Genomic DNA, 22,227 nt, shown 5'->3' on the forward strand with positions numbered 1-22,227 from the left:
ATATGGGGTCAGCGCTCGTCGAGCCCCGCCACTTTACCCATCAAGTACCGCCGCTCCTGCAAGCTTCCCGTCTTTTTGGCGGCGGCGAGGTAGGCGGCGCGCGCCTCCACCAAGGAGCCCGCCATTTCATGAAGGTGCCCACGCACAGCGTCCAGACGATGCGATTTCCCGAGTGCAGAATCAAGCCCGGCCAACAACTCAAGCCCCGCAGCGGGCCCGTGCACCATGGCCACGGCAACCGCGCGATTCAGCGTGACCACAGGACTGGGAGCCACGGCCTCAAGGACCGTGTAGAGGGCCAGGATCTGCGGCCAGTCGGTCTGGGCAGCAGACGGCGCTTCCGCATGCACGGCAGCGATGGCCGCCTGAAGTTGATACGGCCCGGCGGTACCCCGCCCGAGGACGGAGGACAGCAGCCCGATACCCTCCGAGATCTGCTCCCTGTTCCACAAACTCCGGTCCTGATCCGCCAGCGGCACCGGCATTCCGTCCGCCAGCGCCCGGGCGGAACGGCGGGAATCCGTGAGCAGCATCAACGACAGCAGCCCGGTGGCCTCCAGCTCGCGTGGCGCAGCGGCCACCAACAGGCGCGCCAGCCGGATGGCTTCGGTGGTGAGCTCCTCACGCTGCAGCGACGGCCCCGAGCTCGCGGCATAGCCTTCGTTGAAGATCAGGTACAGGACGTGAAGTACGACGCCGAGCCTCGCCTTCCGCTCGGAAGCCGGCGGCATGCTGAACGTGGCTCCTGCTTTCTGGATCCCTTGTTTGGCGCGGCTGATGCGCTGTCCCATGGTGGCTTCGGGGACCAGGAAGGCGGAGGCAATTTCCGCCGTCGTGAGTCCTCCAACTGCCCGGAGCGTTAATGCGAGTTGTGACGGCGCGGAGAGCGCAGGATGGCAGCACAGGAACATCAGGGTGAGGGTGTCGTCCGCTTCTGAAACGGAGCTGTACTGAAAGTCTGTTGACGCAACACGTTCCTCCCGTGCTCGTCGTGCGCTTTCGCTTCGATAAAAATCCACCAAGCGGCGGTTGGCGACGGCCAGCAGCCATGCTCGTGGGTTGTCCGGCAACGCGGTTGGCCACCGTTGGGAAGCTTCGAGGAGGGCTTCCTGGACGGCATCCTCGCACGCATCGAATTGGCCGTGATTGCGCGCCAGCACGCCGAGGACCTGCGGCGCCAAGGTGCGCAGCAGGTCCTCTAAACGTGCGGTAGGCGACGAATCCAGTTAAACCTCCGGTGGAGCTTCCTGGACGGCGCGGAGCTCAACCACCTGCGCGTACTTCACGATGCTTGAACAAATCTCCACGGCGCGTTCCTCACTGGCCACGTCCACCACCCAGTAACCCACCAGGGACTCCTTGGATTCGGCGAAGGGGCCGTCAGTGGTGATGACGCCGTCCGGGGTCTGCTTGACCAGCTTGGCGGTGCTGCCGTCGGCCAGGCCCGCATTGAACACCATCTCTCCGGACTCAGTGAGGTCCTTGTCGATTTGGATCATGAACCCAATCATTTCCTGGATCCATGCGGGGTCTGCGGTCTCCATCATGCCCTCGGCCGATCCGAACATCATGATCATGTATTTCATCTCAAACTCCTTGTGAGGAGCGCCCTTTGTGGGTGCTTTCACTCATGGGTCGGAACTGCGGCGGGCATTTCTACATGGTGGGGCAAACTTTCTTTGAAAAGTTCAGGCCCCTCTTTGAAGACCTCAGGCCCGGGCGATCACCTCGCCGTTGGGAATGAGGAAGAAGCCGTCATCGGTGGCTCCCCAACGGTGCCAGCCGGCGGCTATCCGGGCGAGGTCGGCCTCGTTGGCGAAGCCGTACTCCAACGCCTGCTCGGCGAAGGCGGAGTGCAACACCCGCTCGCTCCACACCCTGGACTGCCACGCACGTTGCTGGGCGGTGGCGTAGAGCCAGTTGCTGCTGGTGGGAGCCACCTGGGTAAATCCTGCCTGCTGGGCCCAGGAGACCAAGCGGCGGCCAGCGTCGGGTTCTGCTCCGTTGCGGCGCGCGATCTTCTGGTAGAGCTGCATCCAGTCATCGAGTTCCGGGACCTCGGGGTACCAGCTCATGCCGTGGAAATCTGCGTCACGCACAGCCACGATGGCACCGGGCTTGGCCACGCGGCGCATCTCACGCAGTGCAGCCACGGGGTCGGTGAGGTGTTGCAGGACCTGGTGGGCGTGAACAAGGTCGAAGGACTCGTCTTCGAAGTCAAGATCGTAGATATTGCCGGTTTGGAAGGACACATTGTCCACGCCACGCTCGGTGGCCAGCTCCGTGGCCTGCGCAACGATGTCCGGCGAGCGGTCCAAGCCGATCACATGCCCGGGCGCAACCATCCCCGCGAAGTCGCACGTGATACTGCCTGGTCCGCAGCCGACGTCGAGGACTGATATTCCGGGGGTGAGATGAGGTATGACAAACGCGGCCGAATTCTCGGCCGTCCGTGAGGCGTGGGCCCGGACAACCGACTCGTGGTGTCCGTGCGTGTAGACATCTTCAGGCTGCTGCGCGTTCATAGGGAAACGCTACAACTTGGAACGTGGATTTAGGCGGAGCGCCGTCAGTCGCTCTTGTGTGAGGCTTCTTCACGCGCGGCGAGGGTGGCTTCCACCATGTCGGTCATGAACCGTGTGACAAGCTCCAGTTCCTCGGCGCTGTAAGCGGCCATGGCCTGGCCCATGCGGATGGCGAGCGGCATGAACATGGCACTTCCGTCGCGGTATGCCTTGGGTGTCATCTGCAGCTGGACCTGCCGACGGTCCGTGCCCAGGCGTTCGCGGACCACGTGCCCGGAGGCATGCAGCCGGTCAACCAAGGCTGTGGTGGCGGGGGAGCTCAACCGGAGTTCGGTGCGCAGGACGCCCGGCGTGACCACCCTGCCAGCAGCGGAATGGCGCATGATCACCGCGAGGGCATTGAGGTCCGTGCGGTGCATGTCGTTCCGGCCGCCGGCTGCGTCCACGTAGTGGTTGGCTTCGAGCGTGAAGTCCTGGAGGAGCCGCACCAGCTCCTGGGGAGCGGCAGTCTGGGGGCGGCCGGATCCGGGCTGGCTGGATGGAGGGCCGCTGATGTCAGGTCGCGGGGCTGTTGGGTCCGACATGTCCGCCCTCCTGCCAGCGTGGTCTTGTGTTTACTGCCTTCCGGATATTACTCCCAGCAACCGGGGAATCCGGCATCAGTATCCACTCACTCTTGGAATAGTTCCATGATAGAGATAATCTATGGTGGAATAAAGACCTCACGCTTCCCCACTGAAGAAGGACTCATGAACCCGCAGAAAGTACCGTTCTGGCTGCGCTGGCTGGTGCCCGTGGTGCTGGTCATCACCTGGCTGGGCATCGCAGGAATTGGTGGCCCAACGTTCGGGCGCCTGGACGAAGTCTCCTCCAACGACCAAGCGTCCTTCCTTCCCGCCGGTGCCGAAGCAACGGAAGCCGGTGACTGGCAGGCCAAGTTCCGGGATTCCGACGAGATTCCGGCCGTGGTGATTGTGGAGAACGATGCCGCCTTCACCCCGGCACAACTGGGCGAAGCAGCCCAGCTGAAAGCCGACATTGAGGCACTCAAGCTGGGGAGCGCCGTCGTCGGGCCTATCCCATCCGAAGACGGCAAGGCCGTCCAGTTCATCGTTCCCATGGCGTCCTCCGATGAGTTGCGGGCGAAAGTCCAGGAACTGCGCGACGTCGTCCAGCCAGGCGCTCCGGACGGCATGAACGCCTTCGTGACGGGCCCTGCAGGCCTGACCGCGGACCTGGTCAATGCGTTCGGCGGAATTGACGGCATCCTGTTGCTTGTTGCCTTGGGCGCAGTGTTCCTGATCCTGTTGCTGGTCTACCGCTCCGTGGTGCTGCCATTGGCGGTGCTGTTCACCTCCGTCTTCGCCCTGTGTGCGGCCATTCTGCTGGTGTTCGGGATGGCGAAATTGGGGTGGATCCAGCTGAACGGCCAAAGCCAGGGCATCCTGTCCATTCTGGTGATTGGCGCGGCCACCGACTATGCGCTGCTGTACGTGGCGCGGTTCCGTGAGGCCCTCACTCACACCACCAACCGCACACAGGCCGCCATGACAGCGTGGAAGGCCTCATTCGAGCCGATCCTCGCCTCGGGCGCGACGGTCATCATCGCCCTGCTCTGCCTGCTGTTCTCCGACCTGAACTCCAACAAGGCGCTGGGCCCTGTGGCTGCGGCCGGTATCCTCTGCTCCCTCTTCGCCGCCCTCACGCTCTTGCCCGCGCTCATGGCGCTGCTGGGCCGTGCAGCCTTCTGGCCATTCCGGCCCAAGCTCCTGCCCGACGACGAACGCGAACCCGAGCTTGTCACCGGACTTGAAGGGCAAGAGGGTCTGTGGCGCGGCATCGGGACTCTGGTATCCAAGCGGCCGCGCGTCGTCTGGGTAGCGTCTGTCCTGCTGCTTCTGGTGGCATCCGCCGGAGTCCTGCAGTTGAAAGCCAACGGCGTCCCGCAAACGGACGTCATCCTCTCCCAATCCGACGCCGTGGACGGCCAGGACGCGTTGGCGCGCCACTTCGATGCCGGCAGCGGCAGCCCCGCCGTCGTGGTCGCCTCCCAAGGTGCCGCGCAGCAGGTTCTGGACAAGGTCAGAACTGCCGACGGCGTAGGGGACGCCTACCTGTTGGCTGAAGGCAATGTGCCCATCACGGGTGCTCCCGGAACTCCCGCTGAGCCGGCCGTACGCGATGGCAAGGTGCTCATCAATGCCACCCTGAACTCTGCGGCGGACTCGATTGAGGCCGAGGAAGCGGTGAAGTCCTTGCGGGTGGCTGTACGCGACGTGGATTCCGGGGCGTTGGTTGGTGGAGTGACGGCGACCGCGCTGGACACGAACACCACCGCACAACGCGACTTGGTGGTGATCATCCCCATTGTGCTGGTGGTGATTCTCTTCATCCTGATGCTCCTGCTGCGCTCAGTGGTGGCACCAGTGCTGCTGGTGCTGTCCGTGGTCCTGTCCTACGGGGCGGCGATGGGTGTCTCCGCATGGGTGTTCAACGGGGTCTTCGGATTCTCCGGCGCAGATGCCACTGTCCCCCTGTTCGGTTTCGTGTTCCTGGTGGCCCTGGGCGTGGACTACAACATCTTCCTGATGAGCCGGGTCCGTGAAGAGTCGCTGAAGCATGGAACGCGGCCAGGGATCCTGCGCGGATTGGCTGTCACCGGCGGCGTCATCACCTCCGCCGGCGTGGTTCTTGCCGCCACGTTCGCAGCCCTGGGCGTCATTCCCATCATGTTCCTGGTCCAGCTCGCGTTCATTGTGGCATTCGGTGTGCTTCTGGACACCGTGCTGGTGCGCTCGCTGCTGGTACCTGCGCTGGCGTATGACATCGGAAGCAAAATCTGGTGGCCGAGCAAGCTGGGGCGTGGGTCCTCTGCGGCCCCGGTGGCGCCGCGCGAGGAGGAAGAGGCCTCGGTGGGGCGGTAATCCTCAGCCCTGCGGGGTGCCTGTGTCGACGTAGCCCGCGCCACCATCCACGGTCACGTGTTGACCGGTATGCAGGCGTCGGGTTGCGTCGCGCGTCCCCACCACCGCGGGGATTCCATACTCGCGGGCAACGATGGAGGCATGTGCCGCGAGGGTTCCGCCGTCCGTGACCACAGCGGCTGCCCTGGCGAAGAGCGGAGTCCATGCCGGAGCGGTGGAGCGGGCAACCAGGATTTCGCCTGCTTGGAAGCTGCTTGCGTCCTCCAGCCTTTCCAGCACGCGCACCTTGCCGCTGGCGCGCCCGGTGCTGGCCGGATGGCCGATGATGGCGTTCTCTGGATACTCGAAAGAAGTTCTGGCCGCCTCCACAGCGTTTGCCACAGGGTCGCTTCCGATCCGTCCCGGTTCGCCTCCAAACCTCACCGGCTCACCAATGATCAGGGGTGCATTCAACCTCCGTTGGTCATGCCAGATGGTGCGGCGATGGTCAATCTGTGCGCGGTAGTCCCGTCCCTGGTGGTGGACCCCGCCCAACATCTCGTCCAGGGTGAGGAAGTGGATGTCCTGGGAATCTGCGATGGCACCGGTGGAGACGAGGTGCTCACCCAGCCTTTGGGCGCAACGGCGAAGGATCGGCCACCCCAGGCTCAGATGCAGGGCTTGTTCCTCCCGCACGGCAGCGTAATACCGGGTCATGGTGAGGAGGGAGTCGAAACGCGTCAGCATCCCCGGGGAGTCAAACAGCACACTGCGGGCTGCGGCTTCGGCCTGGGACCGTTGCTCATTCAGGGCTGAAGCCACGTCGGCCCCGGACTCCTCGGCCACTGTTAGACCGGCCCCTCCCACCTCACTGGCAATCGGGTGGTACCAGTCGAGGGAATAGACGGCATGTGGACACGGCTCTGCGGGGGTTCCAGTCAAGCCCCGGAGGAGCACTTGATGGCCGAGTCGACTTTCGGGGATCCCGCTGAGGGGTCCGGCCAGTTCCTTGCGCCAAAAGCCGGCCAGCGCAGATTCCATTTTCCAGGCAGACCCGCCCACAACGGCCAGGGACCATAGGTGCATCCCGGCCTGCCGACTGATGGCGTCCACCAATCCGACAAGCCTGGCGGGCGAAGCCGTCCCGACTTCCCGCTCTGCGTCGCTCACGATGTTCCGGTACGTGGGCAGTAACTGTTCCCGCCACTTCACCTCCAGCGCATGGAGAACCGTCCGGTGGGCAGCGGCCGGGTTGCTGGAGGTTCTGAGAATGACGTTGACCAGGAACCACGGCAGCCGACCCCGGCTGCGAAGTATCAGCGGCACCACGGTCCTCGGTTTGGGAATGGGCGGAGAATTGAAATACCAACCGTTTACTGAGCCGTATCTGAACGGCACCCGCACCCGCACATCTTCCTCCATGCCGTCGAGGAATCCGGTCTCAATCCGGGGGAGGAGCCAGTCCGCGAACAGCGGTGTCATCGGGTCCGGGAGCCACTCACCCAGCCGAAAATTCCTTGCCCACACGCCCTTGCCTGGTGCGGTCCAGCTGACGGGGCCTGGCAGGGTGGTCATTTCGGGACTCAGTCCACTGCGGGAGATCGGCGCTCAATCAGGACAGTATCCCTCCACTGTCCGGCGAGCGGCCCGTGCGGCATGCGGGCGATGCGGTTCCGGTGGCCTACGACGCTGAATCCTTCTGCCTCATGGAGCCGGAGGCTGGCCGCATTCTCCGGAAAAACGCTGGCTTGGATAGTCCAAATACCCGCATTCTCGGTGGAGGCGATGAGTGACCGGAGAAGGCTCTTGCCGACACCGAGACCCTGGGCTTCCCCCGCGACGTAGATGGAATGCTCCACGACGCCCGAGTAGGCGGCACGCGAGGACACCGGCGATACTGCGGTCCAGCCCAGCACCCTGCCCTCCTTTTCAGCTACCAACCGGTGCTCTTTGAGGCGGGTGGAGTCGAAGTGCTCCCAGTCCGGTGCGGCCGCTTCGAAAGTAGCGTGTCCGGTTTCGATCCCAGCGGTGAAGATCTCCCTGACGGTGGGCCAGTCCTGCGTCGTCATGGGCCGGATCCGGACACCTTTGGCGTCACTGGGGCGTGAACTGGTTGCGGCCTGGCTGGTCACAAGCTCGCCAAAAGGCCGGTGGTTCGCTCTATGGCGCCAGGGACCAAGGAGTAGTACGCCCACGTGCCGCGCTTCTCACGGTGGAGGAGTCCGGCGTCGACCAGGATTCTCAGGTGATGCGATACCGTCGGCTGCCCGAGGTTCAGGGGCTGGGTGAGATCACACACACATGCCTCGCCCCCTTCGGATCCCTTGACGATGGACAACAGGCGCAGGCGGTTGGGATCTGCCAAGGCTTTGAACACCGATGCCCTGAGCTGTGCCTCGTAGTCATCTAGTGATGGTTGCACCGACGGCTCGCAGCACACTTCCGCGTCCACTGCTGTCGGCTCAAGTGTTTCCGCGGAGTTCATGGATCAATTATGCACACACATTGACAATCATCGATATAGCTGGACATACTCATATCGAAGTTCATCAATGTATGGGCTTTTCAACACCACAACACAGTCTGGAGTTCAGTGAGCACCCCAACGCAAACCCCGACTCGGCGGAGTGCCGTCAGCCATGACGCCGCTGGGAAACTCCCGGCCATGGACCGGTTCCTGCCGGTGTGGATCATCGCGGCAATGGCGCTGGGTCTGCTGCTGGGCAGCTTGATTCCCGGCCTGAATACCGCGCTGGAGGCCTTGAAGATCGGCGAAGTCTCCTTGCCTATCGCCATTGGCCTTCTGGTGATGATGTATCCGGTCCTGGCCAAGGTGCGGTACGACCAAGCGAACCGTGTGCTGGCTGATCGAAAGCTGCTGGTTACGTCCTTGGTCATCAATTGGGTGCTGGCTCCGGCTTTCATGTTCGCCCTTGCCTGGGTGTTCATCCCTGACCTGCCGGAGTACAGGACCGGACTGATTATTGTGGGCTTGGCCCGCTGCATCGCCATGGTCATGATCTGGAACGACCTCGCCTGTGGGGACCGTGAGTCTGCCGCCGTTCTGGTGTTCATTAATTCCGTCTTCCAAGTGATCGCCTTCGGGGCTTTGGGCTGGTTCTACCTCCAGTGGCTCCCATCCCTCCTGGGACTTCCCACCACGGCCGCTGACTTCTCCTTCCGGGCCATAACGCTCTCGGTGCTGATCTTCCTGGGCATTCCGCTGCTCGCTGGCCTGCTCACCCGCGTCATCGGTGAGAAAGCCAATGGTCGCCAATGGTACGAGAAGAACTTCCTGCCAAGGATTGGTCCCTTGGCGCTCTACGGACTCCTTTTCACCATCACGCTCCTGTTTGCGCTCCAAGGCGGGACCATCATGTCCAAGCCGATGGACGTCCTTCGCATCGCTTTGCCGTTGTTGGTCTACTTCGTTGTGGTCTTCAGTGCCGGAATGTTCGTTGGCCGCTTGCTGAATCTGGGGTACGCCAAGACCACGACTTTGGCGTTTACCGCTGCGGGCAACAACTTCGAGCTTGCCATCGCTGTAGCGATCGGAACCTTCGGTGTCACGTCAGGTCAGGCCTTGGCTGGTGTTGTTGGACCCTTGATTGAAGTACCCGTCCTTGTTGCACTTGTGTATGTAGCCCTCTGGGCACGCAAGCGCTATTTCACCCGCACCCATATAGCTGCCTGACCTTCGAGGAAATTCATGACCACCGATTCCGTAAAGAAGCCTTCCGTCCTTTTCGTCTGTGTCCACAACGCAGGGCGCTCGCAGATGGCCGCTGCGTTCCTTACCACTCTCTCCCAAGGTGCCATCGAGGTTCGGTCTGCTGGCTCCCAGCCCGCGGACAAGGTCAATCCCGCTGCTGTCGAAGCCATGGCTGAAGTGGGTATCGATATGTCGGCCGAGATCCCCAAAGTCCTCACTACAGAGGCTGTCAAGGAATCGGACGTGGTCATCACCATGGGCTGCGGTGACGAATGCCCCTACTTCCCCGGCAAGCGCTACGAGGACTGGGTCCTTGAAGATCCCGCCGGACAGGGAGTTGACGCTGTCAGGCCCATTCGCGACGACATCAAAATACGCATCGAGAACCTGATCGCATCGTTGACCCCTGCTGCCAAATAATTCGACCACCAGGAGCGAGTCCCATGAGCAACGAACAACTCATCATCATCGGGTCCGGCCCTGCCGGCTACACAGCGGCCATCTATGCAGCCCGCGCGGGGTTGAACCCGTTGGTTCTGGCCGGCTCAGTTACTGCCGGCGGCGCCCTCATGAACACCACGGAAGTGGAGAACTTTCCCGGGTTCCCTGGCGGGATACAGGGCCCTGAGCTGATGGACGGGCTCCAGGAGCAAGCTGAGAAGTTCGGTGCCCGCATAGTGTTCGACGACGTCACAGAGGTTGATCTGAAAGGTCACCTCAAGCGCGTGGTCACCGGAGCAGGCGAGACTCACGAGGCTCCTGCAGTTATTCTCGCCACGGGCTCCGCCTATAAGGAGCTCGGGCTGCCGGAAGAGAAGAAACTTAGCGGGCATGGCGTGTCTTGGTGTGCCACCTGCGACGGCTTCTTCTTCCGCGAGCAGGACATCATTGTGGTGGGCGGCGGAGACTCCGCAATGGAGGAAGCGACATTCCTGACGCGATTCGGAAAGTCCGTCACCGTGGTGGTGCGTAAGGGCGAGCTCCGCGCTTCCCGCATCATGGCCCAGCGTGCCAAGGACAATCCCAAGATCACGTTCGCTTGGAATTCTGCCATCACGGCCATCCACGGAGACACCAAGGTCACCGGTGTGACGCTCAAGGACACCCGGACCGGCGAAGCGCGGGAGCAGGCAGCAACCGGAATCTTCGTGGCAATCGGTCATGTGCCTCGAACGGAACTGGTTGAAGGCCAGATTGACCTCGATGCCGAGGGCTATATCAAGGTGGCCTCGCCAACCACTATGACCAACCTCTCCGGTGTCTTCGCGTGCGGCGACGCCGTGGATCACCGCTACCGCCAGGCCATTACAGCGGCGGGCACAGGATGCTCGGCTGCCCTGGACGCCGAGCGGTATCTGGCTGCCTTGGACGATGCAGACAGCATTGCAACCGCATTGGTCGAAGAGCCCACCCACTTCTGAGAATTGCCCACTTACTTCCAGGAATTTCCCAGCGGAGGAACGATTAACCATGAATGACAACCTTCCCGTGGCCATCATCGGCGCGGGCCCTATCGGATTAGCCGCAGCAGCCCACCTGCTCGAACGCGGACTGGAGCCGGCGATCTTCGAAGCCGGCCCCACCGCGGGTGCCGCCATGGAGCAGTGGCGCCACATCCGGTTGTTCTCTCCGTGGCGCTTCAACCTCGACGCCGCAGCAGTCCGATTGCTCACGCCGACAGGCTGGGAGTCGCCTCGGCTGACGGCTTTGCCTTACGGCGGGGAAATCATCGATCACTATCTGGCTCCCTTGGCAGCAACACCGGAGCTCGCTTCCCGGCTCCACACGAACGCCCGGGTCCTGGCCGTCACCCGTCAGGGCATGGATAAGACCCATGTGCGCCACAGGGATACAACACCCTTTATTGTTCGCGTTGAGCAATCTACCGGGGAATTGCGCGATTACACGGTGTCAGCAGTCATCGACGCCTCCGGCACGTGGTCCACCCGAAATCCCCTGGGAACGTCCGGTCTGCCGGCAATAGGAGAAGAACAGGCAGCGCGCAGGATCTCCTCACCGTTGCCGGACGTTGCCGGGCGGGACCGCGCTACCTTCGCTGGCCGGCGCGTCTTGGTGGTCGGAGCAGGGCACTCTGCGGCCAACACATTGATCAGTCTTTCGGAGCTTGCGAAACAGGAACCGGATACGCGCATCCTGTGGGCTGTGCGGGGAGATTCTCCGGACAAGGTCTACGGCGGCGGTGATGCGGATGGTCTGCCTGCACGCGGACAGCTCGGATCCAGGCTTCGCCGGCTAGTGGACGCAGGCCGGATAGAACTGCACACGGGTTTCGGTATCAGCAAGCTGACAGACTCAGAGCGAGGCGTCACCGTAACTTCCGGCGACGCGCGCACCTTGGTGACGGACGTCGTCGTGCCTTGTACGGGCTTCCGCTCTGATCTCACCATGTTCAGCGAGCTCCGCCTTGATCTGGACCCCGCCGTCGAAGCTCCGGCAGAACTCGGTCCGCTCATTGACCCCGAGTTCCACTCTTGCGGCACCGTCCCACCCCATGGTGCCAAAGTGCTCGCCCATCCGGAAAAGGACTTCTACATCGTTGGCATGAAGTCGTACGGGCGTGCACCTACCTTTTTGCTGGCAACGGGCTATGAACAGGTCCGGTCAGTCACTGCGGCACTCGCGAGGGACTACGCGGCGGCAGACGCCGTTCACCTTGAGCTCCCCGAAACAGGTGTGTGCTCAGTCGACGCCGTTTCCAGCTGTGAAGTACCTGGGCTGGTGGAGGCGGCGGAGGGGTGCTGCGCAACTCCCGAGCCGGTGCTGATCGGTATTCCCACGGGATTGACACATGGCCGTTCAGGCTAAGGCCTGCGCGCGCCCGAACCTATCTTGAACGGTCGGGGCACCTAAAGAGTAGTTTTCGGCATGCCTAACTTTCCGCTATCCTCATAGCAGAATGCCCCGATGATGAGGATGACCATGGCTGCGCCAACACTCGAAACCCGTCGTGCGCCCCGCAGGGCGTGGTCGCGGCTCCTTCTGCTGGGCCCGGCATTCGTAGCCGCCATTGCCTATGTAGATCCGGGCAACGTAGCGGCGAACCTCACTGCCGGTGCCAATTACGGGTATCTGCTGGTCTGGGTGCTGGTGGTGGCCAATGCCATGGCTGTTCTTGTGCAGTATCAATCGGCCAAATTGGGCCTGGCCACGGGAATGAGCCTCCCGGAAATCCTGGGGAAGCGGCTGGGCACTAAGCGGCGGCGCCTCTACTGGGCGCAGGCTGAGATCGTTGCGGGCGCCACGGACATGGCCGAGGTCATTGGTGGTGCTGTGGCACTGAACCTGCTTTTCGGGCTTCCGCTGCTTGCCGGGGGAGTCATCATTGGCGTGGCGTCCATGTTGCTCCTGGCCCTGCAGTCACAACGCGGGCAGCGGTCCTTCGAGTACGCGATCCTTGTGCTCCTGGGCGTCATTGCCATCGGATTTGTGTCGGGGTTGTTCGTTAACCCGCCGGATGCTGGAAGTGCCTTGGCAGGTTTGGTGCCCCGCTTCGAGGGTACGGACACTGTCCTGCTGGCTGCGAGCATGCTTGGGGCTACCGTGATGCCCCATGCGATATACCTCCATTCCGCCTTGGCCCGTGATCGTCACGGTTTTTCGGAGGACCCTGCCGTTCGGACCCGGCTGATCCGAGCAACACGCTTCGACGTTGTGGGTGCACTGCTGTTGGCGGGTGTGGTGAACATTTCGATGCTGCTGCTCGCAGCGTCCAGCCTGCGTGGCATCGAGGGGACAGACACCATAGCCGGCGCACACGCCGCAGTCACGTCGGCTCTGGGCCCGGCCATCGGCGTCATCTTCGCCATCGGGCTGCTTGCCTCGGGCCTCGCCTCGACCTCAGTAGGCTGCTATGCCGGTGCCACGATCATGGGCGGCCTTTTGAAGGTCCGTATCCCGCTGCTGATGCGCCGGGTAATCACGCTCATTCCGGCCTTGATCATCCTGGGTGCGGGCATCGAACCGACCCTGGCTTTGGTCCTGAGCCAGGTGCTTCTGAGCTTCGGCATCCCCTTCGCCTTGATCCCGCTAATCCGTCTTACTGGCAAGCGCGACGTGATGGGTATACACACGGATTCCACGGCTTTGAAAGTCGCTGGCTGGACCAGCGCCACGTTGATCGTCGGACTGAACATCGTGCTTATTACCCTGACGCTATCCGGCCAGTCCTGATCCACCAGCCCGTAGAAGCCCCTATTTGGCGGCTTCGTCCAGCAGCTGGCGGAATTGTTCCTCGGTGTCCAAGGTGAGTTTCTTGCCATCGAGGAAGAACGTCGGGGTGCCTGTGACGCCAAGTGCGTTGCCGTCAGTGGCGTCTTTCCGGATTCGTGCCTGGGTTTTTTCGTCCGCGACGCTTGCATCATATTGCGCCATGTCCAGGCCGAGTTCCTGTGCGTAAATTCGGAAGGTCGCTGCCTGGGAGTCTGACTTTTCGCCCCACTGAGGCTGTGTTTCAAACAACTTGGCCACCATCGCCTCGTATTTGCCCTGTTGGGTCGCGGCTTCAACGGCCAGCGCGGCAGTTCCGGAGTTTCTGTGTCCGGGGAGGGGGAAGTAGCGCTGGACAAACGTGATCCGGTCCCCATATTCCTTCTTCAGCTCCTCCACCAACGGGTAAGCGGCGCGGCAGGACTCGCATTCGAAGTCGAGGAACTCCACCAGCTGCGCCTTCTCCGTGGTGGGGGTGGTGATCCGGTGACTGTCTTCGCGGACCAACTGTGCTCCGCCCGCCGGCGCAGCGGAGCTGGGAGCTGGTTTTGTAGCCGTGAAAATCGCGAACCAGATGGCCCCCGCTGCAACAACCGCCGCGATCAGGATCCACACGATGGTGCGTACTTTCTTTGCGGTGTCGACGGGCTGGGGGCGTGGTGGTGCTTGTGTCATCGGGGCTGATTACTTTCCTGGTAGCGGTGGGTGGCTGCGTCGAATCGACGGGGTGTTTGTTTTAGTGCTGGCAGCAGTCATCTGCCGCAACTGCATGGTGCGGGGTACCCGCGCTGGGCGCTGTGCAGCAAACGTCGCCTCGCCAGGCGTTCACGCCTTCACGGACGGCGATGGCGGCGATCACCAGTGCAGCGCCGGCATCGGCCCACCACCACCCCAGAGTGCTGTTCAGTATCAGGCCGAGCAACAGCACGCCGGAGAGGTACGTGCAGAGCAGTGTCTGCTTGGAGTCCGCCACTGCGGTTTTGGAGCCAAGTTCCCTGCCCGCCCGGCGTTGGAAGTAGGACAGGGCCGGCATGATCGCAAGGCTCAAAGCCGCTATCACAATGCCGGGAGTGGAATGTTGGGCCTCGCCGCCACCAGTGAGCGATCGGACTGCATCCACAGTGACGAACGCTGCCAGTGCGAAGAACGAGATCGCGATGATGCGCAGTGTCAGGTGTTCGCGACGTTCGGGATCCTTGGCGGAGAACTGCCAGGACAAGGCCACCGCGGAAGCGACTTCCACAACAGAGTCCAGCCCAAAACCAATCAGTGCTGAAGAGTCCGCAACGCCACCAGCCCAGAGTGCTGCGACCGCTTCGACGACGTTGTAGGTGATGGTCGCGGCGGCGAACAGCCGGATGCGACGCATGAGGACGAGCCGGCGATCCGCTGTCAGTAAGAGCAAGGGGGTGTTCATGCCAGGCAGGTCCCGTCCGGCGCGCAGCAGGCAGGATCCACGGCCAACACCACACCCAGCAGGTCTTTGATCGCGTGGCCCAATCGGGCGTCGGCCAATTCATAACGCGTCCGCCGACCGTCAGGAATGGCAACCACCAAACCACAACCGCGCAGGCAGGTCAGATGATTGGACATGCTTTGACGCGACACCCCAACAGAGTCTGCCAAGTCAGACGGGTACGACGGCGACTCAGCGAGGGCAAGCAGAACTTGCGCGCGGGTGGGGTCTGAGACGGCGTAGCCAAAGCGGGCCAACACTGGCGCATGGGTGAGTGTCTCCATATGACCAAAGTACAGATTAGGATGTATTCACGCAATCCTGTACTCAGAGACGCACCGCAGGTGGCGGGAGACTGAAACGTCAGGCGCTGACCGTGTTCCGTTCGCGATACCCATCTGCGGCGTAAACGCCGAGGACCCGCACCTCGGTGGTGAAGAACTCCAGCTCCTCCAGTGCTCGGCGGAGTCGTGCGTCCTCAGGATGGCCTTCGACGTCAGAGAGGAACATCGTGGCGGCAAACTCGTCGCCCACCATGTAGCTCTCCAACCTGGTCATGTTGAGTCCGTTGGTCGCAAAACCCCCGAGGGCCTTGTAGAGGGCGGACGGGACGTTGCGGACCCGGAAGACGAAACTGGTGATCGCGGGACCCGGAAGTTCTTCCTTCGTGGGAAGCTCACGTTCACGGGCCAGGACAACGAAGCGCGTGGTGTTGGTGGGGTCATCTTCGACGCCGGAGGCCAGGACCTCCAGTCCGTACAGTTGGGCGGCAAGCGGCGGGGCGAGGGATAGCTTCCGGGGATCGTTCCAGTCCCTGACTTCACGGGCAGAGCCTGCGGTATCACCGGCGATGACAGGCTTGAGGCCGGCTTCTCGGATGATCCGGCGGCACTGACCCAGCGCGTGGATGTGGCTGTGGACCTCTGTGGCGCCCTCGATGGTGCTGCCCGGGATTCCCAGGAGGTCGAAGCGGATCGGCAGGAAGTATTCTCCGACGATCTGCAATTTGGATTGGGGAAGCAGGACGTGGATGTCGGCCACTCGTCCGGCGATGGAGTTCTCGATGGGAATCATAGCCAGATCGACCTCGCCGGTGGAGACGAGTTCAAACGCGTCCTCAAAGCTCGCGCAGGGAACGCTTTCGAGATCGGGGAACATTTCCTTGCACGCGAGATCCGAATTGGCTCCCGGCTCACCTTGGTACGCAATCTTCTGGGACATGGTGCTCATGCTTACACGCGCAGCCCCCAGTGACCCAACCGCGTCCATCCTGTGACTGGACAAGCGGGAGCCGCCTTCTCTAGGTTCAGGACAAGGATGGGGGACCGACGATGACCACTGTTAACGTGCACCGAGAGCACGCGACGGCTTTCAATGAGCACAGAATTTCAAGGTTTGCAAGCACAGTGATGGTGCTGGCAACCTTTGCCTGGGCAGTCCTGCTTTCAGGCGCAATGGGAGACCTCGGGCAAGTGCCGTTGCCCTGGCAGATTGCGGTGCATGGGTTGAGCCTGCTGTCGGCCCTGACTGTCTACGTCTATTCCCGGCAATTGGCGCACAGGACCAGCGCTGCCGGACTCATGTGCTTTGTAGCCGTGGGGTTCTTCTTCGCTGACCTGGCTCTGGGTTTCAACTACAGCCCGTACTTCGGCATCGCGGTCATCGCGTGGGCGGCCAGCGCGCGGCGACCCCTCCTGGCCGGGACGGGAGTCCTGGCCGTCGGCGCCGCCATCGTAGCCAGGTTCCACACCTCCCTTGACTACCTTGCCGTCGCCGGAGCTGGCCTGATCATCCTCGCGATAGCGCTCGCCACACGCCCGAAGAACCCAACTGACTGTCATTAGTGGTTGGAATGAGGAGTCATAGCAACCACTAATGCCAGTCAGTTGGTAAGGCGCAACAGGGGTTTAGCCGTTGATGATCTGCGGGACGCCCAACGCCTTGAGGCCTTCGGCGCCGAACTCGAGGCCGTAGCCTGATTGCTTGGCGCCGCCGAACGGGATGCGTGGATCCACGGCTCCGTGCTTGTTGATCCATACTGTTCCGGCCTGGATGCGGGAGGCGACCTCGCGCGCGGCACTGAGGTCGGAGGACCAGACTGAGGCGCCCAGTCCGACGTCGAGCGCGTTTGCCTTGGCCACTGCCTCGTCAACGGTGCTGTATTTGATGATCGGCAGGGCCGGACCGAACTGTTCCTCGGCCACCAATGGGTTGTCGTTGTCGATGTCGGCCACCAGTGTGGTGGGGTAGAAGTTGCCGGGCTGCTCGGCGTCGGGGTTCCCGCCGATCAGGATGCGCGCACCGGAGTCGCGGGCGGCTTCAACCAGCCGGGCCACGATGTCGTACTGCTGGCGGTTCTGCAGCGGGCCGAGCACGTTGTTCTCGTCCAGGCCGTTGCCCATGGGCATGGCTGCAGCGACGGCAGTCAGTTCCGAGATCACGGCCTCGTACTGGGACTCGTGGACGTACAGGCGCTTGAGGGCGGCGCAGGTCTGGCCGGTATTGATGAACGCGCCCCAGAACAGGCCCTCGGCAATCGCCTTGGGGTCGGAGTCGGGCAGGACAATGCCGGCGTCGTTGCCACCGAGTTCAAGGGTGAGCCTCTTGACGGTGTCGGCCGAGGAGCGAATGATCGCCTTGCCCGTGGCGGTGGAACCGGTGAACATGACCTTGCCGATCGCGTCGTGGGAGGCCAGTGCCTCGCCGACGTCGCGGCCACCGGAGACTACGGACAGCAGGCCTTCGGGCAACTCTTCATTGATGATCGCAGCCAGTGCCAGGACGGACAGCGGGGTGTATTCGGAGGGCTTGACCACCACGGCGTTGCCCATGCGCAATGCCGGCGCGATCTGCCAGACGGTGATCATCATGGGCCAGTTCCAGGGACCGATGGCACCCACGACGCCGATGGGCCGGTAGTGCAGTTCGGCTCGCGTTTCGCCGTCGTCCACCACGGTTTCAGGATCCAGCGGTGTGGCGGCGGTGGCGCGGAGCCAAGCGGCGCAGGCGCCCACTTCGAAGCGGGCGTTGGGGCCGTTCAGCGGCTTGCCCTGCTCGCGGGAGAGGAGTTGGGCGAGTTCTTCCGCGGAACGTTCGACGGCGTCGGCGGCCTTCATCAGCGCGGCGGACCTGGCGTCGTGGCCCAAGGCAGCCCACGCTGGCTGGGCGGCAGTGGCAGCTGCGATGGCGGCTTCGAGTTCCTCGACGGTGTGAACGGGTGCTTGGCCCACAGCCTCGCCCGTGGCGGGATCGAGGATGGTGCGGCTGTTCTGGCCGTTGGCTGGTGTGATCGAGGCCAGCAGGGCGTCGTAAGTCTCCATTGGTACTCCGCTCGGGTAGTAAGTCTTGGCGGCCAGTGAGGCACGCGGCGATGTTTCCAGTGTGGTCGGGGTCACCCCTGACGGCCTTGTCGTTGAACGAACAGCCCTTGACGGGAAGCGAACGCTTTCGGTTCCGGGCGTCCTGCCTGATAATCGACCTTGTGACTCTTGCTTCCCTCGCTGCCTTCGCAGGCCTGTGCCTGGTCCTGTCCGTAACGCCCGGTCCGGACACCTTCCTGGTTTTGCGCATCGCCCTGAATCGGCCGAGCGCCGGAATCGCTGCTGCGGCAGGTTCCGCGGCGGGCGCGATTATGTGGGCGGCGCTGGTGGGCGTTGGTTTGGCCGCGATCCTGGAGCAGTCTGCGGAGCTGTTCCGATGGGTCAAGATCGCCGGTGGCCTGTACCTGCTGTACTTGGGAGTTTCCTCCTTCATCAAGTCCCGGAAGGCGGCCAAAGCTGGCGTGGACGGCTCTGCCGCGGAGGCGCCTCTCCCGTACAGTCGGCTCTCTGCGTTGGGTGCGGGCGCGCTGTCAACGCTGCTCAACCCCAAGGTGGGACTCTTTTACCTGGCCGTGGTTCCGCAGTTCATCCCACACGGTGGGGACACCATGGGCACGTCCTTGATTCTGGGCGTGGTCGTGGCTGTCATTGCTTTCGCGTATCTCTCGATGATCGCCGTCGTCGCGTTCAAAGCGATGCGGTGGCTCAAGCGTCCCAAGGTGAGCACCGCCGTCGAGCGTGTCAGCAGCGGCGTGATCGCCGGGTTGGGCGTGGGCGTGGTGGCGTCGGGCGCCACGAGTTAGCTAGCCAGCCAGCAGTGCGAGGTAGTTATCCAGCTGCCCCGCGAGGTCCTGCGAGAAATGCTCGGCGGGGGACAACGCCACAACGATCTGCGCACCGAGCATCATGTTTAGCAGGTGATCGGCTACGGCGGCGTCCCCGATGGGGGTGGCGATCTCACCGGCCGCCCGCGCTGCTGCGCAATGAGCTGTGATGGTGGTGTGCCACTGGCTCATGGACTCGCTGTGGAGGGCGGCCATGTCAGCGTCGTTGAGTGCCTTCTGCCAGAACGGGATCACGATCCGGGCCTCGTTGACACGTTCCTCATCCAGCGGCAGGACTTCGGCGCAGAACGCGCGGAGGGCCGCGACACCGGAAAGGCCCTCCGTCATGGTGGCGATGCGCTGGTTGGTGCGGTTGAACACGTGCCCGAACGCAGACGTGAGCAGCAGGTCCTTGGTGGGGAAGTAGGGCTTGAGGGCGCCGTTGGCGAAGCCGGCTTCCTCGGCAATTTCCCGCATGGTGGCACCCTCCATGCCAAGCTTCGCGATGATCCGCCAGGTTGCGTCCACCAGTTCGAGGCGTCGTTGATCGTGGTCCACAATCTTTGGCACTGGATGGGCTCCCGAAAAAATAAATGGCGGACAGGTCTTGTGACCCATCTTACGTTTTGGTTATTCTCTACACCTATAGAAAATAAATCCTGACCCATCATAGGTCCCGGACAAGAGGCAGCCATGACGCCCACAGCAACTGAGACAGCAACCGACGCCACCGCCATTGAGGAAGCACAGTACGCCCTGGCAACGGGCGCCGAAATCTCCCAGGTGCAGGGAATCCTGCAGGCCGCCGGCCACCTTGGTGCCGAGAAACGCATCGCCTATTTGGGGCTGGTAGACCCGGCCCGTGGCCAGTCAAAGCCGGACCGCCGTTTCCGCGTCTTCCTCCACGACATCTCCGGCGGCGCACCCACCGATGTCCTTGTCTCGGTGACAAGCGGCGAAATCCTCTCCGCAACAGAACTGGACACCAAAGTGTCCGGTGAACTCCCCGTGCTGGAGGAAGAATTCGAGGTTGTGGAGACGCTCCTCGCCACCGATGAGCGTTGGCTCGCCGCGCTCGAGGTACGGGACCTGGACGTAGAGAAGGTCCGCGTTGCTCCACTGTCCGCCGGCGTCTTCGAGTATGAAGACGAAAAGGGCCGGCGCATCCTCCGTGGCCTCGCGTTTGTGCAGGACTTCCCCGAAGACAGCGCCTGGGCCCACCCCGTGGACGGACTCGTAGCCTATGTGGATGTGGTCAACAAGGAAGTCACCCAGGTCATCGATCTGGGCGTGATGCCCATCCCGGCAGAGCACGGAAACTACACGGACCCTGAACTGACCGGCCCGCTCCGCACCACCCAGAAGCCCATCAGCATCACACAGCCTGAAGGCCCCAGCTTCACCGTCACGGGTGGCAACCACGTCGAATGGGAAAAGTGGAGTGTGGATGTAGGGTTCGACGTCCGCGAAGGAGTTGTCCTCCACAACTTGGCCTTCCAGGACGGCGACCGGCTCAGGCCCATCATCAACCGCGCCTCCATCGCCGAAATGGTGGTGCCGTACGGTGACCCTTCGCCCATCAGGTCCTGGCAGAACTACTTCGACACCGGCGAATACCTCGTAGGCCAATACGCCAACTCACTTGAACTGGGCTGCGACTGCCTGGGCGACATCACCTACCTCAGTCCTGTCATCAGCGACGCCTTCGGCAACCCCCGCGAAATCCGCAACGGCATCTGCATGCACGAGGAAGACTGGGGAATCCTGTCCAAGCACTCCGACCTCTGGACCGGCATCAATTACACCCGCCGTAACCGCCGCCTGGTGATCTCCTTCTTCACCACCATCGGCAACTACGACTACGGCTTCTACTGGTACCTCTACCTGGACGGCACCATTGAATTCGAAGCCAAGGCCACAGGAGTGGTCTTCACCAGCGCGTTCCCGGAAGGCGGCTCGGACAACATTTCCCAGCTCGCCCCGGGGCTCGGCGCGCCCTTCCACCAGCACCTGTTCAGCGCCCGCCTGGACATGGCCATTGACGGCTTCACCAACCGCGTGGAGGAAGAAGACGTGGTCCGCCAGGCCATGGGCGAAGGCAACGAGCGCGGCAACGCGTTCTCCCGCAAGCGCACACTCCTGGCGAAAGAGTCTGAGGCCGTGCGGGAAGCCAACGCGCGCGCTGGCCGCACCTGGATCATCTCCAACCCGGAGTCGAAGAACCGCCTGGGCGAGCCCGTGGGCTACAAACTCCACTCCGAGAACCAGCCCACGTTGCTGGCCGATCCCGGCTCATCCATTGCCAAGCGTGCGGCTTTCGCCACGAAGGACGTGTGGGTCACCCGCTACTCGGAGGAGGAACGCTACCCCACGGGCGACTTCGTGAACCAGCACTCCGGCGGAGCCGGCCTGCCGGCCTACGTTGCCCAGGATCGCGAGATCGACGGCCAGGACATCGTCCTCTGGCACACCTTCGGCCTGACACACTTCCCGCGTGTGGAGGACTGGCCGATCATGCCCGTGGACACCGTTGGCTTCAAGCTCCGTCCTGAAGGCTTCTTCGACCGCAGCCCCGTACTGGATGTGCCGGCCAATGCCTCGGGTTCGAGCTGCCACAGCGCCGCTGCCGGTGAACACAGCGCCGCTGCCGGTGAACACGGCGCCGCTGCCGGTGAACACAGTGAACCCGCCGGGCACTGCCACTAGAACCGCTCCGGGACACGTAATGACCACGACGGCGGGACGGGTCCGGTCAGCCGGGCCTGTCCTCCATCCCCGGATCTGCGCAGCGCTCACTGCCGTCTCATGCCTGGTGCACCTCTGGCTCGCGGCCTCGGGGCACCACAGCGCCTGGCTGGGGATCCTCATGATCGGCTTGGCGGCCGTCTGCGTCCCCTGCACAGTTCACATCTGGCGCCACAGCCGGGTAGGGGCGCTCCACCAAGTGACCCTCTCCGCCCTTGCCATGGTGGCCCTGCATGCTGTCCTGCTGTTCGGAGCGGGTGGTGCCGGCCACGCCCACGGCGGCAGGCCGGCGTCGAACGCTGTTGATACTTCCGGCGCCGCTGGGCTGTTGCTGGTGATCGGCTTGGAGATCACGACGGCGTTGCTCGCCGCCACGCTGGTGGCGCGGCTCCGGCGTCGGGGTGCTGTGGCGTCCTGACCTAAACCTTCCGCAGCAATGGCCCATCTTTGCCGCGGTCACGCCCAACAACTGCTGGCAGGCCGCGTTGAGCGGAGCCAATGATGGGCTGGAAGCG

The 22,227-nt window shown here is 63.0% G+C and carries 23 protein-coding genes; 10 read left to right on the forward strand and 13 right to left on the reverse strand.

Features of this window, described 5'->3' with window-relative positions:
- Window positions 1–8: 8 nt before the first annotated feature.
- From BMY91_RS13890 to BMY91_RS13905, 4 genes are all read right to left on the reverse strand, one after another.
- On the reverse strand, window positions 9–1,226 hold the full coding sequence (locus BMY91_RS13890; protein ID WP_177179930.1) for an RNA polymerase sigma factor: 1,218 nt from the start codon (window positions 1,224–1,226) through the stop codon (window positions 9–11).
- Window positions 1,227–1,586, reverse strand: a complete 360-nt coding sequence (locus tag BMY91_RS13895) for a YciI family protein (protein ID WP_026543372.1) — start codon at window positions 1,584–1,586, stop codon at window positions 1,227–1,229.
- Between the two features lie 123 nt (window positions 1,587–1,709).
- Window positions 1,710–2,525: a methyltransferase domain-containing protein gene (locus tag BMY91_RS13900; RefSeq protein WP_090822886.1), complete on the reverse strand. Its 816-nt coding sequence runs from the start codon at window positions 2,523–2,525 to the stop codon at window positions 1,710–1,712.
- Window positions 2,526–2,569: 44 nt separating this feature from the next.
- Entirely contained in the window at window positions 2,570–3,109 is a 540-nt protein-coding gene (locus BMY91_RS13905) for a MarR family winged helix-turn-helix transcriptional regulator (protein ID WP_090822887.1), read from the reverse strand.
- Between the two features lie 165 nt (window positions 3,110–3,274).
- Here BMY91_RS13905 and BMY91_RS13910 point away from each other — a divergent pair, with 165 nt between their 5' ends.
- Complete coding sequence (locus BMY91_RS13910; protein WP_090822888.1) at window positions 3,275–5,449, forward strand: MMPL family transporter; 2,175 nt, start codon at window positions 3,275–3,277, stop codon at window positions 5,447–5,449.
- A gap of 3 nt (window positions 5,450–5,452) precedes the next feature.
- Here BMY91_RS13910 and BMY91_RS13915 read toward each other — a convergent pair whose 3' ends face one another.
- The 3 genes from BMY91_RS13915 to BMY91_RS13925 are packed head-to-tail and all read right to left on the reverse strand — an operon-like array spanning window position 5,453 to window position 7,913.
- Window positions 5,453–7,003, reverse strand: coding sequence for a PEP-utilizing enzyme (locus tag BMY91_RS13915; RefSeq protein ID WP_090822890.1), 1,551 nt, complete (start codon window positions 7,001–7,003; stop codon window positions 5,453–5,455).
- An 8-nt stretch (window positions 7,004–7,011) separates the two neighbouring features.
- Window positions 7,012–7,497, reverse strand: a complete 486-nt coding sequence (locus tag BMY91_RS13920) for a GNAT family N-acetyltransferase (protein WP_090823476.1) — start codon at window positions 7,495–7,497, stop codon at window positions 7,012–7,014.
- Between the two features lie 59 nt (window positions 7,498–7,556).
- A complete protein-coding gene (locus tag BMY91_RS13925; RefSeq protein WP_090822892.1) occupies window positions 7,557–7,913 on the reverse strand; it encodes an ArsR/SmtB family transcription factor in 357 nt (118 codons plus the stop codon).
- Window positions 7,914–8,021: 108 nt separating this feature from the next.
- Here BMY91_RS13925 and arsB point away from each other — a divergent pair, with 108 nt between their 5' ends.
- The 5 genes from arsB to BMY91_RS13950 all read left to right on the forward strand — a co-directional run bounded on the left by arsB (window position 8,022) and on the right by BMY91_RS13950 (window position 13,331).
- Window positions 8,022–9,122 carry an ACR3 family arsenite efflux transporter gene (arsB, locus tag BMY91_RS13930; protein WP_371261051.1) on the forward strand — a complete coding sequence of 367 codons (1,101 nt, stop codon included), beginning with the start codon at window positions 8,022–8,024 and terminating at the stop codon, window positions 9,120–9,122.
- Between the two features lie 15 nt (window positions 9,123–9,137).
- Entirely contained in the window at window positions 9,138–9,560 is a 423-nt protein-coding gene (locus tag BMY91_RS13935) for an arsenate reductase ArsC (RefSeq protein ID WP_090822897.1), read from the forward strand.
- A 23-nt stretch (window positions 9,561–9,583) separates the two neighbouring features.
- The gene (gene trxB, locus BMY91_RS13940; protein ID WP_090822899.1) at window positions 9,584–10,561 is read left to right on the forward strand and encodes a thioredoxin-disulfide reductase; all 978 of its coding nucleotides are present in this window, start codon (window positions 9,584–9,586) and stop codon (window positions 10,559–10,561) included.
- A gap of 49 nt (window positions 10,562–10,610) precedes the next feature.
- Window positions 10,611–11,966, forward strand: coding sequence for an FAD-dependent oxidoreductase (locus tag BMY91_RS13945; RefSeq protein ID WP_090822901.1), 1,356 nt, complete (start codon window positions 10,611–10,613; stop codon window positions 11,964–11,966).
- A gap of 114 nt (window positions 11,967–12,080) precedes the next feature.
- Window positions 12,081–13,331: an Nramp family divalent metal transporter gene (locus BMY91_RS13950; protein ID WP_090823478.1), complete on the forward strand. Its 1,251-nt coding sequence runs from the start codon at window positions 12,081–12,083 to the stop codon at window positions 13,329–13,331.
- A gap of 21 nt (window positions 13,332–13,352) precedes the next feature.
- Here BMY91_RS13950 and BMY91_RS13955 read toward each other — a convergent pair whose 3' ends face one another.
- The 4 genes from BMY91_RS13955 to BMY91_RS13970 all read right to left on the reverse strand — a co-directional run bounded on the left by BMY91_RS13955 (window position 13,353) and on the right by BMY91_RS13970 (window position 16,044).
- Window positions 13,353–14,042 carry a DsbA family protein gene (locus BMY91_RS13955; RefSeq protein WP_090822903.1) on the reverse strand — a complete coding sequence of 230 codons (690 nt, stop codon included), beginning with the start codon at window positions 14,040–14,042 and terminating at the stop codon, window positions 13,353–13,355.
- 61 nt (window positions 14,043–14,103) lie between these two features.
- Window positions 14,104–14,784, reverse strand: coding sequence for a cation diffusion facilitator family transporter (locus BMY91_RS13960; protein ID WP_090822905.1), 681 nt, complete (start codon window positions 14,782–14,784; stop codon window positions 14,104–14,106).
- Window positions 14,781–15,107 (reverse strand): ArsR/SmtB family transcription factor, encoded by a 327-nt coding sequence (locus BMY91_RS13965; protein ID WP_090822907.1) that lies wholly within the window; start codon window positions 15,105–15,107, stop codon window positions 14,781–14,783. Before BMY91_RS13965 ends, BMY91_RS13960 begins: the two co-directional genes overlap by 4 nt.
- A gap of 79 nt (window positions 15,108–15,186) precedes the next feature.
- Window positions 15,187–16,044, reverse strand: coding sequence for a prephenate dehydratase (locus BMY91_RS13970; protein WP_090822909.1), 858 nt, complete (start codon window positions 16,042–16,044; stop codon window positions 15,187–15,189).
- 110 nt (window positions 16,045–16,154) lie between these two features.
- On the opposite strand from BMY91_RS13970, the gene BMY91_RS13975 reads away from it, so the two are divergent.
- Entirely contained in the window at window positions 16,155–16,667 is a 513-nt protein-coding gene (locus tag BMY91_RS13975) for a hypothetical protein (protein ID WP_143054074.1), read from the forward strand.
- Window positions 16,668–16,730: 63 nt separating this feature from the next.
- Here the strand turns inward: BMY91_RS13975 and BMY91_RS13980 are convergent, their stop codons facing one another.
- Window positions 16,731–18,143, reverse strand: coding sequence for an aldehyde dehydrogenase family protein (locus BMY91_RS13980; RefSeq protein ID WP_090822913.1), 1,413 nt, complete (start codon window positions 18,141–18,143; stop codon window positions 16,731–16,733).
- A 161-nt stretch (window positions 18,144–18,304) separates the two neighbouring features.
- Here BMY91_RS13980 and BMY91_RS13985 point away from each other — a divergent pair, with 161 nt between their 5' ends.
- Window positions 18,305–18,946: a LysE family translocator gene (locus BMY91_RS13985; protein WP_090823480.1), complete on the forward strand. Its 642-nt coding sequence runs from the start codon at window positions 18,305–18,307 to the stop codon at window positions 18,944–18,946.
- Here the strand turns inward: BMY91_RS13985 and BMY91_RS13990 are convergent, their stop codons facing one another.
- Complete coding sequence (locus BMY91_RS13990) at window positions 18,947–19,537, reverse strand: TetR/AcrR family transcriptional regulator (protein WP_090822915.1); 591 nt, start codon at window positions 19,535–19,537, stop codon at window positions 18,947–18,949.
- Window positions 19,538–19,660: 123 nt separating this feature from the next.
- Between BMY91_RS13990 and BMY91_RS13995 the strand changes: the two genes are divergently transcribed.
- Window positions 19,661–21,673: a primary-amine oxidase gene (locus BMY91_RS13995; protein WP_090822917.1), complete on the forward strand. Its 2,013-nt coding sequence runs from the start codon at window positions 19,661–19,663 to the stop codon at window positions 21,671–21,673.
- Between the two features lie 19 nt (window positions 21,674–21,692).
- Window positions 21,693–22,130, forward strand: coding sequence for a hypothetical protein (locus BMY91_RS14000; RefSeq protein ID WP_090822919.1), 438 nt, complete (start codon window positions 21,693–21,695; stop codon window positions 22,128–22,130).
- Window positions 22,131–22,227: the final 97 nt, after the last annotated feature.

This window comes from Arthrobacter sp. yr096 (assembly GCF_900108925.1).
Taxonomy (GTDB): domain Bacteria; phylum Actinomycetota; class Actinomycetes; order Actinomycetales; family Micrococcaceae; genus Arthrobacter.